Source organism: Aquabacterium sp. (genome assembly GCF_016234775.1).
In the GTDB taxonomy this organism is placed as follows: Bacteria; Pseudomonadota; Gammaproteobacteria; order Burkholderiales; family Burkholderiaceae_C; genus Aquabacterium.
Genome location: NZ_JACRAH010000003.1, coordinates 84,853 through 106,324, shown reverse-complemented (window position 1 = coordinate 106,324; position 21,472 = coordinate 84,853). Strand labels below are relative to the sequence as shown.

Here is a 21,472-nt window from a genome sequence, read left to right as displayed (position 1 = left end):
GCTGGTCCAGTGAAGGCAAGACTTGTTTTGTAGCCCACGAGGCCTCTAGGCTCGAAGGCACTTTGTCACTGGATCGCGGTTGACCTTGATCAAGTGACAAAACGGTGTCGCAATGTATATCTGGAAAGAGGCATTGTCAAATGGGGTGCCTGTGCGAATCTGGCTTTGTCGCGCGGGATGCCCTTTTGTCAGCAAAAACGACAACGCCCCCTGGGCGGGGGCGCTGCGGTCAGGCGATAGGCTGCCTGTAGAGGCTTGGCGATGCGGCGCGCGGGAAGGTTCAGTGGCGGCCACTCACAGCGGGCGCAAGGTCTTGCCGTCCACTTCGACGCGTGCACCAACTGCGGGTTGGGTGCTCTGGGTGAGGGTGCGGGTGCTGCCGTCGTCCATGCGGATGCGTACCTCATACACGGTGGAAGTTTTTTGATGTTTTTCCACTTCGTTGCCGGCCAGGCCGCCACCAATGGCACCCAGCACGGTCATGGCTGTTTTGCCATCGCCTTTGCCCATCTGGTTGCCGACCAGGCCGCCAATCACGCCACCGGCCACGGCGCCGACGCCCGAACCTTGGCCCTTTTGCTGGACCGCTCGCACGGATTCAATCACACCGCAGTTGGTGCAAGTGGGGGCCGGGCTGGCTTCCAGGGCTGGTGGCGCATTGTCGGTGGATGCGTCAGCAGCCTGATTGGCGCTGCTGCCGTTGGACGACTGATGCTTGCTGCGCTTGGAGGCGCTGTGTGGGGCGACCGGTGCGTTGCTCTCGGTGCTGTCTTTTGTGGCGGGCGACACGCCGGTGACCAAGTCCTCTGCTGGCGCACTACCCGCGGCGGTAGGGGCCAGCGCTTGCTGCTCGATGGCCGGGATATCGGCTGCGGCGACCGGTTCCGTGTTGGCAGATGGGGCGCGCAGCCACATGCCGGCCGCCAGACCCACGCCAACCAGTGCGACGCCGCCCACCGCAAACAGTGCCGTGCGGGGGATCTTGAGCGTGACAGCGGATGAATCGTTTTGGGTTTCGGACATGAACTACTCCTGACAAAGAAAGGGGGGGACAAGCTATCAACGCGCGAGCATGCCCCGCGGATGTCATAGGCTTGTGTTCAAACGTAAATGTTTTTGGATGGCGCTGTGTACGATGAGCGCCCGATTTTTGTGGGCCAGGCTCATGCACCAGTTCAAGATTGACTTTGTCTCGGATGTGTCCTGCCCATGGTGTGCCATCGGGCTGGCGGCGCTGGAGCAGGCGCTGGCCCGTGTGCAGGACGACATCGCGGCAAGCCTCCACTGCCAGCCATTCGAGCTGAATCCGGCGATGGCGCCTGGCGGTCAGGACATCACCGCGCACCTGTCACAGAAGTACGGCTCGACGGCCGAGCAGCAGGCGCAAATCCGCGTCACCATCCGTCAGCGTGGGGCCGATGTGGGCTTCGAGTTCAATGCAGATGGGCGCGGGCGCATCTACAACACCTTCGATGCCCATCGCCTGTTGCACTGGGCGGGTGTCGAGCAACCCGACCTGCAACTGCCTTTGAAGAGGGCTTTGCTGGTGGCCTGTCATCGGGACCGTCAGGCCATGGATCAGCCGTCTGTCTTGCTGGAGGCTGTGCGCCTGGCGGGCCTGGAAGTGGTGCGGGCACGGGAGGTGCTGGAGCGCGCTGAATTCTCGCAAGAGGTTCGCGAGGCCGAGCAGCTCTACACGTCCAGCGGGATCCAGTCGGTGCCGGCCGTCATCATCAACGACCGCCATCTGATTTCAGGCGGTCAGCCTGTGGCGGTGTTCGAGCAGGCTTTGCGTCAGATCGCGGCCGAAGGGGCTGCGGGCTGATGATTACTTGTAGAAAACCGCGACCTTGCCCTTGAGTTTGATCAGCAAGGCCTTGCCCTTGCGGTCGACCTTCTTGCCTGCGGCCACCTTGATCCAGCCTTCGCTGATGCAGTATTCCTCGACGTCCACGCGCTCCTTGTCGTTGAACAGGATGCCGACGTCGCGTTCGAACACGGATGCATTGAAGTGGGGGCTGCGGGGGTCGATGGACAGGCGATCGGGCAGGGCGGGGGCTTGTTGTGGCGTGTCGCTCATGGCGTGTGGCTGTGTGTTGGGTACAGGATGGTTGCGCATTTTCCCGCAAAACCGGGTGGCGGCCAGGGCTTGACGGAGCTCAGAGTTGGTCGGTGTTGCGCATGAGCCGTTCATAGAACTGGATCATGCCCACATAGTTGTCCAGGCTGAGGCGCTCGTTGGTGCCGTGAAAGCGCGCCAGATCCGGCTGCGCGGCATGCATGGGCGTAAAGCGGAAGGTGGCGTCGCTCACCTTGGCAAAGTGCCGTGAATCGGTGCCGCCGACCAGCAGGCCTGGCGCCACCACGACATCAGGCTGCAGTTCACGCAGGGTGCGGGCCATCAACTGATAGGCAGGCGTGTCGCTGCGCGAGACCGGTGAGGCTTCGGTGACCTGCGGTTGGTGGCTGACTTCCACGTTCAGGCCGTTGAGCACTTGCCTGACATGCTGCTCAACGGCTTCGCTGCGGTCGCCGGGCAAGAGCCTGAAGTTGACCAGGGCCGTGGCCACCCCGGGGAGCACGTTCTCGCGTTCACCCGCGTTGAAGACCGTGGCCACCGTGGTGGTGCGCAGCATGGCATTGGCCGACGGCGCCTTTTCCAGCTGACGGGTGACCAAGGGTGCCGTCAACCACAGATTGCTCAGGAGCCAGCGCGTGGGCCCCTCGACTTCGGGTGCCACGGCTTCGAACATGTCACGAGGCAGCCCGGTCAGATGGGGTGGCATCTGATTCGACTCCAGGCGGGCCACGGCCTCGCCAACCATGCCGATGGCGCTGCGCATGGGCGGCATGCTGGTATGCCCCGGCTGGCCATGCGCCGTCAGCTTGATCGTGAGGTAGCCCTTTTCCGCCATGCCGATCAAGGCCACCGGCTTGCGCACGCCTGGCACCATGCCGTGGGTGATCAGCAGACCTTCGTCGACGGCAAAGCGCAGGCGGACATGCTGTTGTTCGAGCCAATCGGCGATCCGGCGTGCACCATCCTCCCCGCCGACTTCCTCATCGGCGCCAAAGGCCAGGTAAATGGTCTGCCGGGGCTGAAAGCCCGAGCGCAGCAGCATCTCCACGGCTTCCATGATGGCCATGAGGTTGCCCTTGTCATCCCAGGCGCCACGACCCCATACGTAGCCGTCCTTCACTGCGCCGGAGAAGGGTGGCTCCTGCCAGTCTTTCTCCGTGCCGGGCGCAATGGGCACCACGTCCTGATGGGCCAGCAAGGCGATGGCCTGGGCCTTGGTGTCACGGCCAGGCCAGGTGTAGAGCAACGCATGTTTGCCAAAGCGCTGCACCGTGAGCGCGGCATGGGCTTGGGGGAAGCTGTTGGCGAGATGCTGGTGCAGGTCTTCAAATGCCTTGGCGTTGCGATCGTCCTCGCTCCATATGGTGTGCAACTGAACGGCCGCACTCAGACGGGCCGCTGCCGCGCGGGCATCTACGGCGGCACCCGGCCTGGCCGCAACGGGCGGCTGCAGCGTTGACAGGCGCCACGTGTGCCAGGCCATGACGGCCAGCAGTGCCAGCAAGGCGATCAGAATGGCCCATATCACTTTGGGCAGGACGCGGCCCATCTGCGCGGACTTGAAAGGGTGCAGCATGTTGGGGGCCCGCTTCAAGCCAAGGTCTTGGGTGGGTTGCCTGATTCCGGCGGGCCCCCGCGATGCGACTTGGTCCAGCTGTAATCGGCCGGTAACTCGTCACTCACGCCGGGTTTGCCGACGCTGTCTCCCAGTTCCGAGTTCATGACCACATGGCCGTTCAACGGGGCGCCATCGCTGTCCTTGTCTTTGCGGCGGGCTTCCGCAAAGGCCAGTGCGGGCAGCAACTGGTCGTCGCTGAAATGTTCGACGAAAGGGTGGCCATTGCTCAGCCAGTACACGACGATGCTCATGCTCGGGTCCGTTCGGGTTCAGTGCGGAATCAATCCGCAGTGTAGGACCACTAAGACGCCGGTTACACGATGTCGGTTTCCCAATCGCCTGGCGGAGGGCCCAGCAGCGCATCGAAGTCCGCGGAGGGGACGGGTTTGGCAAACAGATAGCCTTGCTGTTGTGCACAGCCGTGAGCCAGCAGGAAGGTCGATTGCCCGCGGGTCTCGACGCCTTCTGCCACCACTTGCAAGCCGAACACGCGCCCCAAGGCGATCACGGATACGGCAATGGCGCCATCGCGGCCACCGCGCCAGGCATCGGTCACGAAGGATCGGTCGATCTTGAGCTCATCAATAGGGAAGCGTTTCAGATAGCCCAGAGATGAATAACCTGTGCCGAAGTCGTCAAGGGACACCTTGAAGCCCATTTCCCGCAACTCCTGCAGGCGGGCGACGGCACGCTCCACATCGGACATCAGCAAGGTTTCCGTGACCTCCAGCACCAGCGAGGATGGCGTCAGTCGATGCCTTTTCAGCAGGGCCTCCAGCTGCGTCTTCAGGCCATCATCAGCGAAGCTGGGGCTCGACAGGTTGACCGACACAGGTACGCGTTGCAGGCCCATGTCAGCGCGGCGCCGCAAGTCCTCGCAAGCTTTTTCCAGCACCCAATCCGTCAGGGGCAGGATCAGCCCAGACTCTTCGGCCAGCGGGATGAACTCGCCCGGAGAAACCATGCCGCGCTCAGGATGTTGCCATCGCACCAGGGCCTCGGCACCCGTGATCCGCCCAGTGCCCGCATCGACCTTGGCCTGGTAGTGCAGGCGAAGCTGGCCTTCCGCGATGGCCTGTCGCAAGTCGCTCTCGCTGGCCAGACGCGCGCTGGCCCGCACGTTCATGGCCTCATCAAAGAAGCGATGCTGAGCCCGCCCGGCCGATTTGGCCGCATAGGCCGCTTGCTCGGCGCAGCGTGTCAGCCCGGCCACGTCATTGGCATCCCGCGGGAACAGCGCAATGCCGATGCTGGCCGTGAGCACCAGATCGCGGGCCTCCAGTGTGATGGGTTCGGCGATGGCGCTCAGCAGCCGGTCTGCCACCAGCGTGGCCTGCTTCTCATCGGCGATGTCGACCAGCAGCAAGGTGAAGGCGTTGGCGCCCACGCGCGAGACCATGGACTCCTGGTTGGAGACCTTGCCGTCCGTGGCGATATCGGCGGCGCGGATGGAGGCCTTCAAGCGCATGGAGATCAGCCGCAGCAGGGCATCGCCTTGCGCGTAGCCGATGGCATCGTTGACGCTCTTGAAGCGGTCCATGTCGATGTACACCAGGGCGCAGCCTGCGCCCAGTCGGGCCGAGCGATCCAGCGTGGGCCCCGCCAGCTCGCTGAAGAACTGGCGATTGGGCAGGCCGGTCAGGGCATCGTAGTGCGCCAGGCGCTTGATGCGTTCTTCGGCCTGGACCCGATCGGTGATGTCTTGCGTGATGCCCTCGATGGCCACGCGCCGTCCACTGTGGTCGATGACGATGCCTGCCTGCTCGAACACGGTTCGAACCGCACCATCGAAGCGATGGATGACGAAGGTGCGCTGATACGGCTTGCCCTCGTTCAGGGCGGCCAGCCGCATGGCGCGCACATCATCGCGATCGGCGCTGGCAATGCGGTTGAGAAAGTCGTCTGGGCGTCCACGCGCCACCACTTCTTCAGGCGCCGCCAGCACGCGCGCCAGTTCAGGTGAGCAGACAAAGCGTTGGCCATCGCCGCGCAGCTCCCAGCTACCCATGTTGGCGATGTGCTGCGCACGCTCCAGGCGCTCGTGGCTGCGCATGGCCGATTCAATCGCCAGGCCTGCGCGCAAGGAGTAACGCACGCGGTGCGACAGCAAGGTCCAGTTGATGGGCTTGGAGATGAAGTCGGTGGCGCCGGCCTCGTAGGCCTGTTCGATCGAGTCGCTGTCATGCAACCCCGTCAGCATCAGGATGGGCACCCTCTCGCCCCGGGGTGATTGACGAACGTGCTTGCAGACCTCGTAGCCATCCAGCTTGGGCATCATCACATCGAGCAGCAGCAAGTCAAAGTTGGCTTGGCGGACTTGTTCGAGGCCCTGGATGCCGTCTTCGGCTTCGCTCACATCGAAGCCGGCATGGCGCAGCGTGTTGGCGGCCATGCCTCTCAACAAAGGGTCATCGTCAATGATGAGCAGGCGTGCAGGGGAATGGTCAACGAGGTTCAGCATGGGGTACTACGCTTTCTGAACGGGGGCGGGTTGTCGGCCGAGCATGGTGGACAGCCTTTCGAATTCCATGTCGAACTGGCTCGGAAAGTGCGACATGTCCTGGTGGCCGAATCGCAAGTGCGCTTCGGCGTTGGCGGCGCAGGCAGCCATGGCAAAGGCGCCAATGGCTGCGCTGGATGATTTCAAACTGTGGGCGGCGCGTTGGGCCTGGCTGGTGTCGCCACTGGTGGCGGCCTGCCTGATCACGTCCAGCAACTCAGGCAGGGTCTGAAAGTACATGTTCAGGACCACGTCGACGTAGCCTGGTTGCGAGCCGTCAGCCACCATGGGCAGGGCTGCGAGCACCTCGGGGTCGTAGACCTGCGGCGCTGCAGCGGGTGTGTGGGCTGAGCTGGCGGCGGGCTCGATGCCTTCGTGGACGTCGGCCTGCGCCTTTTGACGCCCCCAGTGGTTGACTGCCGATATCAACTTCTGGATGTCAACAGGCTTGGGCAGGAAGTCATTCATGCCTGCGGCCAGGCAGGCGTCACGGTCGGAGTCAAAGGCCTGTGCCGTCAGGGCGATGACGGGGATGGCCAGACCTCGTGGTCCTGCGTCGCCAGCGCGCAGCCGACGGGTGGTTTCCAGCCCGTCCATGTCGTCCATGCGGCAGTCCATCATCACGAGGTCAAAAACCTCGTCCTGCACGGCACTCAAGGCCGAGCGACCATTGTCGACAGCCTCTACCTGGTGTCCGAAATGCCTGAGCATCTGGCACACCACATCGCGGTTCACGGCCTCGTCTTCTACGACCAGCACGCGAATCTGCGCTCCTTGCTGCATATCTCTCCCGCACGCATCTTGGTGATCAATCTGAGTGGTGGTATTCGGCACGGGCTTGCCGGACTTGAGTTTGATCGCTGGTTTCAGGGGGTATGGGATGACGGCTTGCGCCAAACTTTGATAAACCATTGATAAATGGCTGCACATATATAAGCGGCTCGCCTATTTGTGGGGGTATCAGCAAACTCGCCTTGCCCTTTGGCCGTAATGGGGCTAGAAGGTAGATATGGTCTTGTTTCGAGACCATGGAGAACTTCTTGGTCCGCATTGAACTGTCTATCGATTTGCAATATGAGGTGGCCCCTCCCGGCGCCGATTTCGTCTTCAACATTCACTGTGCCCACACGCGCAGCCAGATCCTTTACCGTGAGCAGTTGCAGATCAGCCAGCAGGTGCTGCCGCAGATCTTCACGGACCCCGTCACGCACAACCGTTATCTGCGCTTGAGCGCCTGGGCCGGGCCGCTGACCGTGAGCTACAGCGCGGTGGTTGACCTGCACCACCACCTGGCTCAGCCTGATCAGATTGCTGAAGTGCCGGTATCGCGCTTGCCGCCCGAGGTGCTGTCCTACATCTATCCCAGCCGCTATTGCCAGTCTGACCGGTTGGGGCCCCTGGTCATGGCCGAATTCGGCACGCTGCCGCAAGGCTATGGTCGTGTCGTGGCCATTCAGGACTGGGTGCGCCGCCGCGTGCGATTCGAGTCCAACACGACGAACAGCAACACCTCGGCCCTGGATACGCTCAACGATGGGCGAGGTGTGTGCCGAGACTTTGCTCACCTGATGATTGCGTTGTGCCGCGCGCTCAACATCCCGGCGCGCTTTGCCACCGGCATCGACTTCGGCTCCGACCCCATCCTCGGGCCGACCGATTTCCACGCCTATGTCGAGGTCTTCCTGGGGGGGCGCTGGTACATCTTTGACCCGTCCAACACGGCCATCCCCATGGGTTTTGTGCGCTTCGGCACCGGGCGGGATGCGGCCGATGTGTCGTTCGCCACCATCTTCGGTTCGGTGCAGTCGCCCGCGCCGCGCATCCAGGTCAAGGCCTTGCAGGAGCCTTTGGGGCAATGGGAGATTCCCTGGCGTCGGCCTGAGGCGATCTCGACGGATGCCCCTCTCTCATGGCCTTAAGGTTAGGGGGTCTCTAGGGAAATCACCGATCGTTGCGCATGAAGCGGTGGACGCAAGTCAATCAGACTAGGGCCCATGCGCATTTCGCCCGTCAACCTGAAGATCCTGGCCTACACACTGGACGTCGAAGGCTTCGACTCCAGCGCGGTATTGCGCCAATGTGGTCTCGGCTCGGATGACGACTTGCAGGAAGATGGCGAGTGGATGCCGGTGACGGTGTTCGACCGCATGATGGCCGCGGCCATCGAGGTGACCGGCGACCCGTCCTTCGGTCTGGTGGCGGGCAAAAGCCTGGCCTTGATGCGCTATGGCGTGATCACGCCTTTGGTGCTGTCTACCCCCAACCTGCGGCAGATGCTCGACGACATCCGGCGTTTTGCCGTGCTCTCGGTCGAGCATGCCGAGGTGGAGCTGGTCGAGGCCTGGCAATCCGCCCGACTGTTGATCCGTCCTGTGGTGAACGATGGCCTGAGTGGCTTCTTCCGGCATGACCTGGTGGCCACGTCGGCCGTGCAGATGCTGCGGTTTGCTGGCGCATCGAATCAGGATATCCATCAAGTGGATCTGGCCCATCGGCCCCGGCCGGAGCACGAGCATCGCTACCTGTCGACCTTTGGCCCGCGCACCCAGTTCGAGCGCCGCGAGAGCGCCATCAGCTTCAACCCGGCCTTGCTGGATCAGCCCATGCCCACGCATGACCCTGTGGCTTACACGTCGGCACGCACCCGCGCAGATGCGGCGCTCGCGGCCATGCAGGCCGGATCGGACATGGCCGATCAGGTTCGGCAATGGTTGTTGAACGCCTTTCCGCGCTTGCCCTCCGTGGCAGAAACCGCCGCCCATCTGGGCATGAACGAGCGGAGCTTTCGTCGCCAGTTGGGCATGCTGGGGTGCAGCCACGCCGAGTTGACACAAGAGTGCCAACGCCTGGTGGCGGAGCGCATGCTGGTTGAGGGGCGACTGTCCCTCAAGCAGATCGCCGATGAACTGGGCTTCTCCTCCGTTCACAGCTTTCACCGAGCCTTCCGGCGCTGGTCCGGCCTGACGCCTTCGGCATGGAGGGCGTTCCGCGTGGCCAAACCTGTCAGGGCCGGCGTGGCACAGGCTGCGGCCTTGTGACCATCAGGGAAAGTCTTTGATGCCAAGGCCAATACGTTGGTCAATTCGGCTATTGGTCCAGTCTGGTCAAGTTTCTAGCATGGCGCTTCTGGTTTGACGCCATTTCATCGAGTGTCCGCTGCCTGGCTACCGAGCTGCAGCGTGCCAGTGGTCCGCAAACCTGAGACGAATGCCATTTCAAACGGAGACAACATGCAGACATCATCCAAACGCGCGACTGACTTTGCACTGCGTGGCCTGGTCGCCGCCCTGGTGACGATGGGCGTGGCCGCCAGCGCGGCTGCTCAGACCACCACCCTGGGCACACGTGGCACCACCAGCCAGTACAACACCGCGATCACCACGAATGCCGGCAGCACGTGGAAGGAATACACCCGCGCCGAGGATTACACAGACTCCACCACGCTGCCCCTGCAGTTCATCACCACCGCCAAGGGCCAGAAGATCGCCGTGCTGGTGTCGGTGCCGGCCGATGCCAAGGGCAACCCGGTGGCGGGCAAGTTCCCGGTCATCCTGACGCAAACGGCCTACCGCATCGACGTGGGCCAGTTGCTGGGCACTGTGTCCGGCACGGGCAACACCTTGCTGGTGGGCGGGCAGGACAAGTTCATGAACAAGCGCGGCTACATCTCGGTGGCCGTGGACGTGCTGGGCTCCGGCATGTCGAGCGACGAAGCCCAGTTGCTGGGCGCGGCCGAGCAGGCTGGTTACGCGGAAGCCGTGAACTGGGTGACGCAACAGCCCTGGTTCAATGGGCAGTTGGGCCTGGCCGGTACGTCCTACCTGGGCATCACGAGCTTGCTGACGGCCAAGCAAGGCCACCCGGCCGTGAAGGCGGTGTTTGCGCAGGTGCCCATGGGCGATTCCTACCGCGGCACGGTGGGTGTGGGCGGCTTGTTGAACGCCAAGTTCATCAGCCTGTGGCTGCCTTTGACGCAGTCCTTGAGCGTGGGCAACAGCCTGGCCATCAACAACAACCCGGCGTATGCCGATCAGATCAAGGCAGCCAACCAGCAGCACATTGATGCCGTGGACAGCTGGTACCTGCCTACTGTGGCCAACTCGCTGGCCGGCCAGGCCGGTTACGCAACTGACGACGGCGACTTCTGGGCCGTTCGCTCTCCGCTGGAAGGTGCTTCGAAGATCAAGGTGCCGACCTTCCTGGTGGGCAGCACCAACGACATCTTCCAGCGCGACGAGCCGCTGCTGTACGAGCAGATCAAAAAGAACGCCAACACCAAGCTGGTGATCGTCAAGGGCTCGCACATTCAGGCTGTTCTCAATGCCTCCAGCGGCGCCAACACGACAACGGCCAAGGGTGCGCCAGGCTCAGCGTCACTGATGCTGCAATGGTTTGACCAGTACCTCAAGGGCATCAACACGGGGGCGGCTGAACTGCCCAACGTGACCCAGTATGTGGAAGGCTACGGCACCCTGGGTGCCAGCAAGTTTGCGCGCGCCACCGATTGGCCTCACCCCCAGATGACCCCACAGCGCATGTACCTGCGCGGCAACATGAGCTTGAGCACGCAAAAGCCCACTACAACCGAGCTTTCGCACACCGTGGCTGAACCAGCTCCGGCCGTGGTGACCTACAACAAGAGCAGCAGTGGCGACACGGTGCAAGCCAGCGTCACCATCAACGACGGCAGTGACTGCTCCAGCAGCTTCGTGCAGTGGTCTCTGGGCATGGCCGGCCTGCTGCCAAAGGCCTGTTATTCGAACAGCGCAACGGTCGAGAAGGATCAGAAGGCCTTGATCTTCCAGACCCCGACACTGACCAGTGACCTGTACATCAATGGCCCCATTCAGGCTGACATCTGGATGAGCACCACGAAGACCGAAGCGGCGGTGGCCGTGCGGGTGGACGATGTGGATGCCTTCGGCATTGCCACACCGATCTCGACAGGGCTGATGGCGGTGAGCCATCGCGCGGTGGACACCAGCCGTTCGCGCTATGTCAAGGGCGTGATGATCCAGCCATGGCACCCCTTCACCGAGGCAGCCAGGTTGCCGGTGATCCCTGGTCAGCCCATGCTGGTGCCCGTTGAAGTGTTCCCTGCCGCGGCAGTGATCCGCAAGGGGCACAAGCTGCGCATCGCCATCAGCGCCAGCAACCAGGCGCAAGGTGTGTGGCCAGCGCCGCAGCAGCTGAAGGCCAGTGGCAACATCAGCACCATCCTCAACAGCGCCAGCTACCCGTCCAGCGTGGTCTTGCCGGTGGTGCCGACCAGCGCCCTGAACTGATCTGGTTGGTGAATTGAAAGAGCCCGCAAGGCCTGGTGTCTTGCGGGCTTTTGTGTCTTTCTGGGGCGCTTGGGTTGAGTTGCCTTGCCCTGCGGCGACAATTCAGCCTTGCCCAATTCGCCGGAGAGCGCCCATGAAGACCTACGACATCGAAATTCAGCGCCTGAAATCGGCCCGGCATAACCACGGCTTGATCGAGTTGGGCGTGGATGTGCTGGTGCAGCCGCGTTCCCCCAAGGACGAGCAGGCCGTGATCAGCTGCCTGTCGCTGGCCGTGGATGACGCCCGCACGCTGCTGATCCTGCTCAAGCAGCAGATCGCCGAGATCGACAAGCTGAACCCGCGCAGCCGCCGCTCAGGCCGTTGTTGAAACCGACTCAGCCTTGACCATCAGGCCAAGGCGGCTGTGACGATGACCTCGATCTTCCAGTCCGGGTTGACCAGCGGCGCCTGAAAGGTGGCGCGCGGTGGGGCCGTGACGCCCTGGAACCAGGCTTCCCACACGGTGTTCATCTCGGGCACCTCGCGGATATCCTTGACGATGACCTGGGCCATCAGGATGCGGCCACGGTGGCTGCCTGCTGCCTTGAGCAGCACGTCGATCTGGTCGAGCACCTGCTGCGTCTGGCCGGCCATGTCGGCGCTGGTGTCGGTGGGCACCTGCCCAGCCAGGTACACGACCTGGCCGTGGATGGCCGCATCCGAGTAGCGAGGTTCGGGGTTGAGGTACTGGATGGGGGATTCGGTATGGGCCATGTGCGGAGATCTCAGAAGAAGGCTTGAATGCCCGTTTGCGCACGCCCCAGGATCAAGGCATGCACATCATGCGTGCCTTCATAGGTATTGACCACTTCGAGGTTGACCAGGTGGCGTGCCACACCGAATTCGTCGCTGATGCCGTTGCCGCCCATCATGTCGCGCGCCAGGCGGGCGATGTCCAGGGCCTTGCCGCAGTTGTTGCGCTTCATGATCGAGGTGATCTCAACCGACGCCTTGCCTTCGTCCTTCAAGCGGCCCAGGCGCAGGCTGCCTTGCAGGCCCAGGGCGATCTCGGTTTGCATGTCGGCCAGCTTTTTCTGGATCAATTGATTGGCAGCCAGCGGGCGGCCGAACTGCTGACGATCGAGTGTGTACTGGCGGGCGCGGAACCAGCAGTCTTCCGCTGCACCCATGGCGCCCCACGAGATACCGTAGCGCGCCGAGTTCAGACAGGTGAAGGGCCCCTTGAGGCCGCGCACTTCGGGGAAGGCGTTTTCTTCCGGCACGAAGACATCGTCCATCACGATCTCGCCGGTGATCGAGGCACGCAGGCCCACCTTGCCGTGGATGGCGGGTGCGCTCAGGCCTTTGAAGCCTTTTTCCAGCACGAAGCCTCGGATGTGGTCCTTGCCATCCTCGTTGAGCTTGGCCCAGACCACGAACACATCGGCGATCGGCGAGTTGCTGATCCACATCTTGCTGCCGCGCAGCGTGTAGCCGCCATCGACCTTGGTGGCACGCGTGATCATGCCGGCAGGGTCGGAGCCGTGATTGGGTTCGGTCAGGCCAAAGCAGCCGATGTACTCGCCGCTGGCCAGCTTGGGCAGGTACTTGCGTTTGGTGGCTTCGTTGCCGAACTCGTTGATCGGCACCATCACCAATGAGGATTGCACGCTCATCATCGAGCGGTAGCCTGAGTCCACGCGCTCCACTTCACGGGCGATCAGGCCGTAGCTCACGTAGTTGAGGCCGGCGCCGCCGTACTCGGTGGGGATGGTGGCGCCCAGCAGGCCGAGCTCGCCCATCTCGCGGAAGATGGCCGGGTCGGTCTGTTCGTTGCGGAAGGCCTGGGTGATGCGGGGCAGCAGCTTGTCCTGCGCATAGCTGCGGGCCGCGTCCTTGATCATGCGCTCTTCCTGCGTGAGCTGGTCGTCCAGCAGCAGAGGGTCGGCCCAGTTGAAGGTGGCTTGTGATGAGGTGCTCATGGGTGTCTCATGGGAAGTGCGCAGCGTGATGCGTCATTGTGCGTGATGGCCGAGCGCGATGAAACGCGCCAGGTGGTGATCTTCATCGCCCAGTTGGTGGTCGATCATGATCAGGCGTTTGGCGTAGTGCGACAAAGGCAGCTCCCAGGTCATGCCAATGCCGCCGTGCAACTGGATGCATTCTTCGGCCACCAGGGTGCCGATGCGCCCGATGCTGTATTTGGCAGCTGACAAGGCGCGTTCGCGGGTGCGGCGGTCTTCTGCGCTCAGTGCGGCGGCCGCGTTGATCACGGCCGAGCGGGCCTGTTCGATCTCCAGCAGCAGGTCGGCCATGCGGTGCTGCAGGGCCTGGAAGCTGCCAATGGGCACGCCAAACTGCTTGCGTGTCTGCAGGTACTCGATGGTGGCTTGTTTGGCCACCTCCATCGCGCCGAGTGATTCGGCACACAGCGCCAGCAAGCCACGGCCGATGGCGTGTTCCAGCGTGGGCAGGCCCTGGCCTTCGACGCCCAGCAGGTTTTCAGGGGGCAGGGCCACCTGATGGAGCAGCACCTCGGCAGCCCGGCCGCCGTCGATGGCCTGGTAGCCGCGCACTGTCACGCCGGGCGTGTCGGTGGGCACGATGAACAGCGAGATGCCTTGTTCATCATCGATCTGGCCTGATGTGCGTGCCGAGACGATCAGGAACTGAGCCTGATCGCCCCCAGCCACCACGGCCTTGTGTCCATCGAGCACCCAGCCTTCATGCTGGCGTGTGGCGGTGGTCTGTACGCGTTGAAGCTCGTAATGCGATGTGGGTTCGTCGTGCGCCAGTGTGGCCAGCACCTCACCACTGATGATGCCGCCTACCAGCGCCTTCTGGCTGGCGTTGCCGGCTTGTGCCAGGGCGCTGCCCGCCAGCACAGCACAGGCCAGGAAGGGCTCGACCACCAGGCCGCGCCCCAATGCCTCGAACACCACGGCGATGTCGAAGCCTGTGCCGCCAAAGCCGCCGTCGGCCTCGCTGAACAAGGCACCGATCACGCCCAGTTCGGCAAACTGGCGCCATTGCGCCGCGCTGTAGCCTTCGGGCGATTGCGCAATGGCCATGCGCGCTTCAAAGCCGTATTGCTCGGCCACGTAGTGGTTGAGCGTGTCCGCCAGCATGCGGCGGTCTTCGGTGTGTTCAAAGTTCATGTCAGAGCCCCAGGATCATCTTGGAGATGATGTTTTTCTGGATTTCGTTGGAGCCGCCAAAGATCGACAGCTTGCGGTTGTTGAAGTACTGGGCAGCGGCGAAGCTGGCCTCGGGCTGGCCTGGCGCTTCACCCTCTTCTACAAAAGGCCGGGCATACGGGCCCATCGCACGGCGCAGCAGGCTGTTGAGTTCCTGGCGGATCTCGGTGCCCTTGATCTTCAGCATGGAGCTTTCGGCCCCAGGTGCCCCGCCGCCGGCCACGGCCGCGATCACGCGCAGGTTCGTGGTCTTCATGTTCTCCAGGTCGATCTCGACCCGCGCCATGCGGGCCGCGAACAGGGGGTCTCGCGACAAGGGCTGGCCATTCTTCATCACCCGATCGGCCACCAGCTTGAGCCGCTCCAGCGCCGCCACCGAGAAGCCGACGCCCGCGATGTTGGTGCGTTCGTACGTGAGCAGGAACTTGGCGCAGGTCCAGCCTTTGTTCTCTTCGCCCACCAGGTTCTCAACGGGCACCTTCACATCGGTGAAGAACACTTCGTTGACCTCATGCTCGCCATCCAGCGTGATGATGGGCCGCACCTCCACACCGGGTGTGGCCATGTCGATCAGGAGGAAGCTGATCCCTTCCTGCTTCTTGGCTTCGCGGTTGGTGCGCACCAGGCAGAAGATCATGTTGGCGTGGTGGCCCAGCGTGGTCCAGGTCTTCTGGCCATTGACGATGTAGTGAGCACCTTCCCGAACAGCGGTGGTCTTGACCGATGCGAGATCAGAGCCCGCACCTGGCTCGGAATAGCCCTGGCACCACCAGTCCGCACCGCTGAGGATGCGCGGCAACCAGTATTGCTTTTGCGCCTCGCTGCCGTACTTGATGAGCACCGGGCCCAGCATGTTCACGCCAAAGGGCACCGTGCGTGGGCAATAGGCCAGCGCGCATTCGTTGTCGAAGATGAACTTCTGCACGGCGTTCCAGCCCGGGCCGCCCCAGGCCTGGGGCCAGTGGTTGGCCAGCCAGCCTTGTGCATGGAGGAGGGCGTGCCATTCTTCGTGATCGGCCTTGCTCAGGTGTTGGCCGTGACGCACCTTGTCCGTCAGGCGTGCCGGCACCTTGTTGGCCAGAAAGGTGCGAACCTCGTCGCGGAAGGCCTGTTCAGCGGGGGTAAAGCTCAAGTCCATGATGCGGTGCCTTGATCAGAAGATTTCGAAGAGGCCTGCGGCGCCCATGCCACCTGCGATGCACATGGTCACCACCGCCCACTTCGCGTTCGGGTTGGTGGCTTTGCGGCGTGTGCCTTCCAGCAGCACATGGCCGACCAGGCGTGCACCCGTCATGCCGAAGGGGTGCCCGATCGAGATGGCGCCACCGTTGACGTTGAGCCGCTCATCGGGGATGCCGAGTTGCTGCTGGCAGTAGATGGACTGCGAGGCAAAGGCTTCATTGAGCTCCCACAAGTCGATGTCATCGACCTTCAGGCCATGACGCGCCAGCAGCTTGGGCACGGCAAACACCGGCCCGATGCCCATTTCGTCGGGCTCACAGCCATGCACGGCCATGCCGCGGAAGGCGCCCAAAGGCTGCAGGCCCAGGCGCTCGGCTTCCTTGCGCTCCATCAGCACGCAGGCCGAGGCGCCATCCGACAGTTGCGAGGCATTGCCTGCGGTGATGAACTGGTCGGCGCCGCGCACGGGGGGCAGCTTGGCCAGTGATTCATAGGTGGTGCCGACGCGGTTGCAGGTGTCGTGATCAATGCTGACTTCCTGCTTGCTCACTTCCTTCGTGTCCTTGTTGACCACGGCCATGGTGGTCGTGATGGGCACGATCTCGTCCTGGTAGCGGCCGGCCGCTTGCGCCTCGGCCGTCTTGCGCTGGCTCTCAACCGAGAAGCGGTCTTGCGCCTCGCGGCTGATCTGGTAGCGCCGGGCCACGATGTCGGCCGTTTCGATCATGGCCATGTACAAGGCGGGTTTGCGCTCAACGATCCAGGGGTCCATGCCCGTGTCACCGTCTTCACGTGTCTTGATGCCCGAGATGCTTTCCACACCGCCTGCGATCATGGCGGGCGCACCATCCACGATGATGCGGCTGGCGGCCATGGCGATGGCTTGCAGGCCCGATGCGCAGAAGCGGTTGACCGTGGTGCCGGCGATGCTGATGGGCAAACCGCTGCGGATGATGGCCTGGCGCGCGATGTTGCGGCCCGTGGTGCCTTCCGGATAGCCACAGCCCAGGATCGCGTCTTCGATCAGTGCGGGGTCGATGCCCGCCCGTTCAACGGCCGCCTTGACGGCGAACGAGGCCAGCGTGGGCCCGGGCGTGATATTGAGCTCGCCCCGGTGTGATTTGGTCAGCGGGGTACGGGCGGTGGATACGATGACGGCTTCACGCATGGTTGTTGTCTCCTTTGTTCAGGCTGTCGAAATCGCGGCCTTCTTCCACCAGCTTGATCAGCAAGGCGGCGGGCTGCCAGAACAGCGGGTCTGCTTTGGCGAATTCGCGGATGTCGGCCAGGACCGTGGGCAGGCCGACCATGTCGGCGTACTTCATGGGGCCGCCGCGATAACGAGGGAAGCCATAGCCATGCACCAGGGTCACATCCACATCCAGCGGGCGCAGCGCGATGCCTTCTTCGACGACCTTGGCGCCTTCGTTGATCATGGCCGCCAGATAGCGGCGCTGCAACGCTTCAAGCGTGAATGCCCTTGGCTTGACCCCGGCTTTGGCGCGTTCCTCTTCAACGATGGCGAGCACCTCGGGATCGGGTGTGCCTGTGCGGGCACCGTTGGGGTAGAGGTAATAGCCGCGGCCGGTCTTCTGGCCGAACCAGCCACGCTCGCACAGCTGATCGGCGATGTGCACATAGCGAGCGCGTGGATCGCGCGTGGCTGCACGGCGCTTGCGCGTGGCCCAGCCGATGTCGCCACCGGCCAGGTCGCTCACTTCATACGGGCCCATGGGGTAACCGAAGGCACGGGCCATCTGGTCGATCTCGTAGGGCGAGGCGCCGTCTTCCATCATGTGGTCGGCAGCCGTGCGGTAGGTGGCCAGGATGCGGTTGCCGATGAAGCCATCGCACACGCCGGCACGAACCGGCACTTTCTTCAGGCGTTTGGCCAGCTCGAAGCCGGTGGCGACCACATCGGCGCTGACCTTGGTCGGCACCACGATCTCCAGCAACTTCATGATGTTGGCTGGCGAGAAGAAGTGCAGGCCGATCACATCTTGCGGGCGGAACACGCCGGCGGCGATCTCGTTGATGTCCAGGTAGGAGGTGTTGGTGGCCAGCACGGCGCCGGGCTTGCAGACCTTGTCGAGCTGCGCGAACACCGCGTGCTTGACGGCCATGTCTTCGAACACGGCTTCGACCACGAGATCGGCCTCGGCCAGCGCCGCGTAGTCCACCGCGCCCACGAAGCGGGCCATCACGATGGCCTTGCCTTCGCTGCTGATGCGCCCTTTGGCGATCAGGCCGTCATACACCTTCTCCACGCGCGATCGGCCTTGCGCCAGGGCCTGGTCATCGCGCTCGATCATGGTCACGTGCAGGCCCGCATCCAGCATGGCCACGGCAATGCCTGCCCCCATGGTGCCACCGCCGATCACACCCACCTTGTTCAGCGCGCGTGGTTTGGCTGATTTGGTTTCCGGTGCCTTGAGCACTTCGCGTTCGGCAAAGAAGGCGTGGATCAGGCCTGCGCGTTGCGGGCTGCTCAGGCATTGTTCGAACAAGGCGCGCTCGGTGCGCAGGCCCTCTTCGAAGGGTAGCTCCAGGGCCGCCTGCACACAGTCGACGATCTTGTCGGGCGAGAACAGGCCGCGCTTCTTGCTCACCTCGGTGCGTGCCGCATCGATGGCCACGCGTTGCGCGCCCTTGTCTGCGAGGGCTTCGGTCTGGTCGCGTGTGCGGCGCACGGGGGCACCTTGCGCCAGCACGTGTCGCACATAGGCCAGGCCTTCTGTCTGCGCATCGTCGCTGGTGGCGATGTGGTCGATCAGGCCCATGCGCAAGGCCTCCTGGGCGCCAACATGGCGGCCGCTGAGCATCAGGTCCAGCGCGGCTTGTGCGCCAACCAGGCGGGGCGCACGCTGGGTGCCGCCTGCGCCGGGCAGCAAGCCCAGTTGCACTTCCGGCAAGCCCAGTCTGGCGCTGTCGGTGGCCACGCGATAGTGGGCCGACATGGCCACCTCCAGCCCACCACCCAGCGCCGGGCCATGGATGGCCGCGATCACCGATTTGCTGCAGGCTTCGATGGCGTTGCACACATCGGGCAGCGAGGGCGCTTGCGGCGGCTGACCGAACTCGCGGATATCGGCGCCAGCGATGAAGGCCTTGCCCTGGCCGACGATCAGCACGGCGTGCACGTGCTCGTCCGCCTCGGCCTGGGCGATGGCCTGCTGCAGGCCACGGCGTACCGCCACGCCCAGCGCGTTGACGGGCGGGTTGTCGATGCAGATCAGGGCGACATGGTTGTGCACGCTGACGTGGACGGCGGGGGCTTGGCTCATGGGGCGGGCGCTTTCTGCGGTTCGGATCGGCTGCACGGCAGGCTGAGGGCCCATCGTGGATCGGACATTGTTCGAAAACAAGTGCGCCTTGACAATCCCTGTATCTATTGACAGACTGTCAAATCAATTTGAACAATCAAAGGACAAGATCATGCCCAAGGGTCAACGCAACGGCAAAGAAGCGAAAAAGCCGAAGAAAGACAGCTCGCCCTCCAAACCCATGTCGCCGGACGCCGTGAGCCCCACCAAAGTCACGGTGGTGCCAGAGCGCAGCAAGAAGAAATAAGGTGGCGCCTTGATGGCGCGCCATGACGGCGAGTGAGTGTCATTCGAGATGGATCTGCAATCACTGACCCTGCTGGTCGAGATTCTGGACGCCGGCAACCTCAGCGAGGCGGCACGCCGACTCAAGATGAGCCGCGCCAATGTGAGCTATCACCTGGGCACCTTCGAGCGCAGCGTGGGCCAGCAACTGGTGCGGCGTACCACCCGCCGCATCGAACCGACTGAAATCGGCCTGCAGTTGTACGAACACGGCCGCAAGATCCGCAATGAGCTGGATGCGGCGCGCGAGTCGGTGGCCACGCTGGGGCAGAGCCTGCAGGGCCGTGTGCGCCTGAGTGTGCCCAGCGGTTACGGGCAGATGGTGATGTTGCCCTGGCTGATCGATTTCAAGCGTGCCTACCCGGGCATCGTGATGGACGTGGCGTTCGAAAACCGCGTGGTCGACCTGTTGCGTGACGAGGTGGACATCGCCGTACGCGTGATGTCCGACCCACCTGATCACCTCGTGGCGCGGGACATGGGGCCTGTGCGCTATGTGGCCTGTGCGTCCGCAGACTATGCCAAGGCCCATGGCATGCCCCGCCAACTGGAAGATCTGGATCAACTGCCCGTGATCACGTCGGGTGTGGTGGGGCGGCAGTTGCGCCTGTCGGCCTATCTGCACGGCGAGCGCCATGAGGTGCCGCTGTCACCCACCTTGATGTCGGAGAACTTCGGCTTTCTGCGCGAAGCCATTCTGGCCGGCCTGGGTGTGGGCCTGGTGCCTGACTACGTGGTGCAAGACGAGGTGCAGGCCGGGCGCGTGCAGACCGCGCTCAATGACTGGAAGCTCAGCATCTTCGGCACGCAGATGTACATGCTCTACATGCCCAATCGGCATCACACACGAGCCGCTTCCACCTTCATCGACTTCATGCTGGAGCGGGCTCGCACCGTGATCTGATCGGCTTGCCATCAAGCCGCCATGTGCTCGCCACTTGCACGCCACGGGTGTGAGGGGCGATGGATGACAACGTGGTGCGCCCCATGCGTCACGCTATCGGTAGATGCCTGCTGATCTGTTTGATGCTGATCGTGTTGGGTTGCAGCGTGGTTCAGATGGCGTACAACCGGGCCGAAAGCCTGGCCTGCTGGTGGCTGGATGACAAGCTGCATCTTTCGCCGAGTCAGGCCGATCAGGTGCATGCCAGCCTGTCGAGCTGGTTGGCCTGGCATCGGTAAACGCAGTTACCCGTGTATGCGGTTTTTTCTGGTGCGATCGCAAATGGTGCGCGTCAATCAGTGACACCCGCGATGAATTAAGCCCAGGTGCGATGCTTCATGGGCCGGATGATGGATTGGATGAACCGCATGTTGAAGTGTTTGGCCTTGACGACGCCCAGTACCCTCCCTCGCGCCAGATCTGGAAACAGCGCCGCATCAAAGCGGGCCGATTGCAGCGAGGCCATTTGCACGAAACCGTCAGCGTCTGGCGTGTAGATGTACTCGTTGCCTTCCCAATGCTGTGCCAGCGTGCGCAGGAACCTCGGTATCACGGCCGCGTTGAAATGGATCGACGGGCCCTTGGGTTTGAACGCTAGTTCAACGAAGGTATGGCCATCGCGCTGCACGCGCACATGGTCGATGCCCTGGTCGTCATAGCTCACGCTGAAATCCGCTCGGTCCTTGGGGATGCCCCAGTTGCGCCGGCCATTGACCACCGAGTCGTAGCTGGACACGAAGATGCGCGTGATGGAGCGGTGTCGGTGCTCGTTGAACTGCATGGGCCCGGGGATGTAGAGCAGTTCGTGATACTGGCCGCACGGTGTCTCGTGGTAATCGACGAACATCATGAAGGCCAGCCGGCCACGATGAGACGGCGCCAGCGAGGGGGGGAGAAAGGCGTTGTTGATCACATCGCGCGGCAACCAGACCGCGACGATGTAGCCATTGCCGGTGATGCGCCAGGGGGCGGGGGCCAGGGGAACGTGCGGCAGCGCCTCACTCGCTTCCAGCACCAGGGTTTCATTGCTCATTGGGGGCGTATCTTGCCTCAAGCCAGGGCGGTATCGCGTGGTGA

21 protein-coding genes are annotated in these 21,472 nt (G+C 63.2%); 8 read left to right on the top strand and 13 right to left on the bottom strand.

The window, feature by feature from the left end:
• Positions 1-294: 294 nt before the first annotated feature.
• Positions 295-1,023 (bottom strand): glycine zipper 2TM domain-containing protein, encoded by a 729-nt coding sequence (locus HY836_RS01955; RefSeq protein ID WP_290673050.1) that lies wholly within the window; start codon positions 1,021-1,023, stop codon positions 295-297.
• A 112-nt stretch (positions 1,024-1,135) separates the two neighbouring features.
• Between HY836_RS01955 and HY836_RS01950 the strand changes: the two genes are divergently transcribed.
• Positions 1,136-1,825, top strand: coding sequence for a DsbA family oxidoreductase (locus tag HY836_RS01950; protein WP_290673048.1), 690 nt, complete (start codon positions 1,136-1,138; stop codon positions 1,823-1,825).
• 3 nt (positions 1,826-1,828) lie between these two features.
• On the opposite strand, the gene HY836_RS01945 is transcribed toward HY836_RS01950, so the two are convergent.
• The 5 genes from HY836_RS01945 to HY836_RS01925 all read right to left on the bottom strand — a co-directional run bounded on the left by HY836_RS01945 (position 1,829) and on the right by HY836_RS01925 (position 6,981).
• The gene (locus tag HY836_RS01945) at positions 1,829-2,080 is read right to left on the bottom strand and encodes a DUF3297 family protein (protein ID WP_290673046.1); all 252 of its coding nucleotides are present in this window, start codon (positions 2,078-2,080) and stop codon (positions 1,829-1,831) included.
• Between the two features lie 79 nt (positions 2,081-2,159).
• On the bottom strand, positions 2,160-3,656 hold the full coding sequence (locus HY836_RS01940) for a M20 family peptidase (protein ID WP_290673044.1): 1,497 nt from the start codon (positions 3,654-3,656) through the stop codon (positions 2,160-2,162).
• A gap of 14 nt (positions 3,657-3,670) precedes the next feature.
• Entirely contained in the window at positions 3,671-3,949 is a 279-nt protein-coding gene (locus HY836_RS01935; protein WP_290673042.1) for a hypothetical protein, read from the bottom strand.
• Positions 3,950-4,011: 62 nt separating this feature from the next.
• Entirely contained in the window at positions 4,012-6,159 is a 2,148-nt protein-coding gene (locus HY836_RS01930) for an EAL domain-containing protein (RefSeq protein ID WP_290673040.1), read from the bottom strand.
• Between the two features lie 6 nt (positions 6,160-6,165).
• Positions 6,166-6,981 (bottom strand): response regulator, encoded by an 816-nt coding sequence (locus tag HY836_RS01925; protein ID WP_290673038.1) that lies wholly within the window; start codon positions 6,979-6,981, stop codon positions 6,166-6,168.
• Between the two features lie 257 nt (positions 6,982-7,238).
• On the opposite strand from HY836_RS01925, the gene HY836_RS01920 reads away from it, so the two are divergent.
• From HY836_RS01920 to HY836_RS01905, 4 genes are all read left to right on the top strand, one after another.
• Entirely contained in the window at positions 7,239-8,117 is an 879-nt protein-coding gene (locus tag HY836_RS01920; protein WP_290673036.1) for a transglutaminase family protein, read from the top strand.
• Positions 8,118-8,192: 75 nt separating this feature from the next.
• Positions 8,193-9,236 (top strand): AraC family transcriptional regulator, encoded by a 1,044-nt coding sequence (locus HY836_RS01915; protein WP_290673033.1) that lies wholly within the window; start codon positions 8,193-8,195, stop codon positions 9,234-9,236.
• Between the two features lie 192 nt (positions 9,237-9,428).
• Positions 9,429-11,483, top strand: coding sequence for a CocE/NonD family hydrolase (locus HY836_RS01910; protein WP_290673031.1), 2,055 nt, complete (start codon positions 9,429-9,431; stop codon positions 11,481-11,483).
• A gap of 133 nt (positions 11,484-11,616) precedes the next feature.
• Positions 11,617-11,853, top strand: a complete 237-nt coding sequence (locus HY836_RS01905) for a hypothetical protein (protein WP_290673029.1) — start codon at positions 11,617-11,619, stop codon at positions 11,851-11,853.
• A gap of 20 nt (positions 11,854-11,873) precedes the next feature.
• Here HY836_RS01905 and HY836_RS01900 read toward each other — a convergent pair whose 3' ends face one another.
• The 6 genes from HY836_RS01900 to HY836_RS01875 are packed head-to-tail and all read right to left on the bottom strand — an operon-like array spanning position 11,874 to position 19,128.
• A complete protein-coding gene (locus tag HY836_RS01900; protein ID WP_290673027.1) occupies positions 11,874-12,239 on the bottom strand; it encodes a RidA family protein in 366 nt (121 codons plus the stop codon).
• An 11-nt stretch (positions 12,240-12,250) separates the two neighbouring features.
• Positions 12,251-13,447 carry an acyl-CoA dehydrogenase gene (locus HY836_RS01895; RefSeq protein ID WP_290673025.1) on the bottom strand — a complete coding sequence of 399 codons (1,197 nt, stop codon included), beginning with the start codon at positions 13,445-13,447 and terminating at the stop codon, positions 12,251-12,253.
• Positions 13,448-13,480: 33 nt separating this feature from the next.
• Entirely contained in the window at positions 13,481-14,623 is a 1,143-nt protein-coding gene (locus HY836_RS01890; RefSeq protein WP_290673023.1) for an acyl-CoA dehydrogenase family protein, read from the bottom strand.
• A gap of 1 nt (position 14,624) precedes the next feature.
• Complete coding sequence (locus HY836_RS01885; RefSeq protein ID WP_290673021.1) at positions 14,625-15,800, bottom strand: acyl-CoA dehydrogenase family protein; 1,176 nt, start codon at positions 15,798-15,800, stop codon at positions 14,625-14,627.
• 15 nt (positions 15,801-15,815) lie between these two features.
• Positions 15,816-17,012: an acetyl-CoA C-acyltransferase gene (locus HY836_RS01880; protein WP_290673019.1), complete on the bottom strand. Its 1,197-nt coding sequence runs from the start codon at positions 17,010-17,012 to the stop codon at positions 15,816-15,818.
• Complete coding sequence (locus HY836_RS01875; RefSeq protein ID WP_290673017.1) at positions 17,005-19,128, bottom strand: 3-hydroxyacyl-CoA dehydrogenase NAD-binding domain-containing protein; 2,124 nt, start codon at positions 19,126-19,128, stop codon at positions 17,005-17,007. Before HY836_RS01875 ends, HY836_RS01880 begins: the two co-directional genes overlap by 8 nt.
• 151 nt (positions 19,129-19,279) lie before the next feature.
• Here HY836_RS01875 and HY836_RS01870 point away from each other — a divergent pair, with 151 nt between their 5' ends.
• The 3 genes from HY836_RS01870 to HY836_RS01860 all read left to right on the top strand — a co-directional run bounded on the left by HY836_RS01870 (position 19,280) and on the right by HY836_RS01860 (position 20,634).
• Positions 19,280-19,414, top strand: a complete 135-nt coding sequence (locus HY836_RS01870; protein WP_290673015.1) for a hypothetical protein — start codon at positions 19,280-19,282, stop codon at positions 19,412-19,414.
• Between the two features lie 48 nt (positions 19,415-19,462).
• A complete protein-coding gene (locus tag HY836_RS01865; RefSeq protein WP_290673013.1) occupies positions 19,463-20,356 on the top strand; it encodes a LysR family transcriptional regulator in 894 nt (297 codons plus the stop codon).
• A gap of 83 nt (positions 20,357-20,439) precedes the next feature.
• Positions 20,440-20,634, top strand: a complete 195-nt coding sequence (locus HY836_RS01860) for a hypothetical protein (protein WP_290673011.1) — start codon at positions 20,440-20,442, stop codon at positions 20,632-20,634.
• Positions 20,635-20,711: 77 nt separating this feature from the next.
• Here the strand turns inward: HY836_RS01860 and HY836_RS01855 are convergent, their stop codons facing one another.
• Entirely contained in the window at positions 20,712-21,428 is a 717-nt protein-coding gene (locus HY836_RS01855; RefSeq protein WP_290673009.1) for an acetoacetate decarboxylase family protein, read from the bottom strand.
• Positions 21,429-21,472: the final 44 nt, after the last annotated feature.

What these genes read in the sequence shown, in the direction of transcription:
- HY836_RS01930 (WP_290673040.1), bottom strand. Translation starts at nt 6,159, where the DNA reads ATGCTGAACCTCGTTGACCATTCCCCTGCACGCCTGCTCATCATTGAC.
- HY836_RS01940 (WP_290673044.1), bottom strand. Translation starts at nt 3,656, where the DNA reads ATGCTGCACCCTTTCAAGTCCGCGCAGATGGGCCGCGTCCTGCCCAAA.
- HY836_RS01875 (WP_290673017.1), bottom strand. Translation starts at nt 19,128, where the DNA reads ATGAGCCAAGCCCCCGCCGTCCACGTCAGCGTGCACAACCATGTCGCC.
- HY836_RS01870 (WP_290673015.1), top strand. Translation starts at nt 19,280, where the DNA reads ATGCCCAAGGGTCAACGCAACGGCAAAGAAGCGAAAAAGCCGAAGAAA.
- HY836_RS01955 (WP_290673050.1), bottom strand. Translation starts at nt 1,023, where the DNA reads ATGTCCGAAACCCAAAACGATTCATCCGCTGTCACGCTCAAGATCCCC.
- HY836_RS01925 (WP_290673038.1), bottom strand. Translation starts at nt 6,981, where the DNA reads ATGCAGCAAGGAGCGCAGATTCGCGTGCTGGTCGTAGAAGACGAGGCC.
- HY836_RS01855 (WP_290673009.1), bottom strand. Translation starts at nt 21,428, where the DNA reads ATGAGCAATGAAACCCTGGTGCTGGAAGCGAGTGAGGCGCTGCCGCAC.
- HY836_RS01895 (WP_290673025.1), bottom strand. Translation starts at nt 13,447, where the DNA reads ATGAGCACCTCATCACAAGCCACCTTCAACTGGGCCGACCCTCTGCTG.
- HY836_RS01945 (WP_290673046.1), bottom strand. Translation starts at nt 2,080, where the DNA reads ATGAGCGACACGCCACAACAAGCCCCCGCCCTGCCCGATCGCCTGTCC.
- HY836_RS01935 (WP_290673042.1), bottom strand. Translation starts at nt 3,949, where the DNA reads ATGAGCATCGTCGTGTACTGGCTGAGCAATGGCCACCCTTTCGTCGAA.
- HY836_RS01880 (WP_290673019.1), bottom strand. Translation starts at nt 17,012, where the DNA reads ATGCGTGAAGCCGTCATCGTATCCACCGCCCGTACCCCGCTGACCAAA.
- HY836_RS01865 (WP_290673013.1), top strand. Translation starts at nt 19,463, where the DNA reads ATGGATCTGCAATCACTGACCCTGCTGGTCGAGATTCTGGACGCCGGC.
- HY836_RS01860 (WP_290673011.1), top strand. Translation starts at nt 20,440, where the DNA reads ATGCGTCACGCTATCGGTAGATGCCTGCTGATCTGTTTGATGCTGATC.
- HY836_RS01890 (WP_290673023.1), bottom strand. Translation starts at nt 14,623, where the DNA reads ATGAACTTTGAACACACCGAAGACCGCCGCATGCTGGCGGACACGCTC.
- HY836_RS01885 (WP_290673021.1), bottom strand. Translation starts at nt 15,800, where the DNA reads ATGGACTTGAGCTTTACCCCCGCTGAACAGGCCTTCCGCGACGAGGTT.
- HY836_RS01905 (WP_290673029.1), top strand. Translation starts at nt 11,617, where the DNA reads ATGAAGACCTACGACATCGAAATTCAGCGCCTGAAATCGGCCCGGCAT.
- HY836_RS01900 (WP_290673027.1), bottom strand. Translation starts at nt 12,239, where the DNA reads ATGGCCCATACCGAATCCCCCATCCAGTACCTCAACCCCGAACCTCGC.
- HY836_RS01915 (WP_290673033.1), top strand. Translation starts at nt 8,193, where the DNA reads ATGCGCATTTCGCCCGTCAACCTGAAGATCCTGGCCTACACACTGGAC.
- HY836_RS01910 (WP_290673031.1), top strand. Translation starts at nt 9,429, where the DNA reads ATGCAGACATCATCCAAACGCGCGACTGACTTTGCACTGCGTGGCCTG.
- HY836_RS01950 (WP_290673048.1), top strand. Translation starts at nt 1,136, where the DNA reads ATGAGCGCCCGATTTTTGTGGGCCAGGCTCATGCACCAGTTCAAGATT.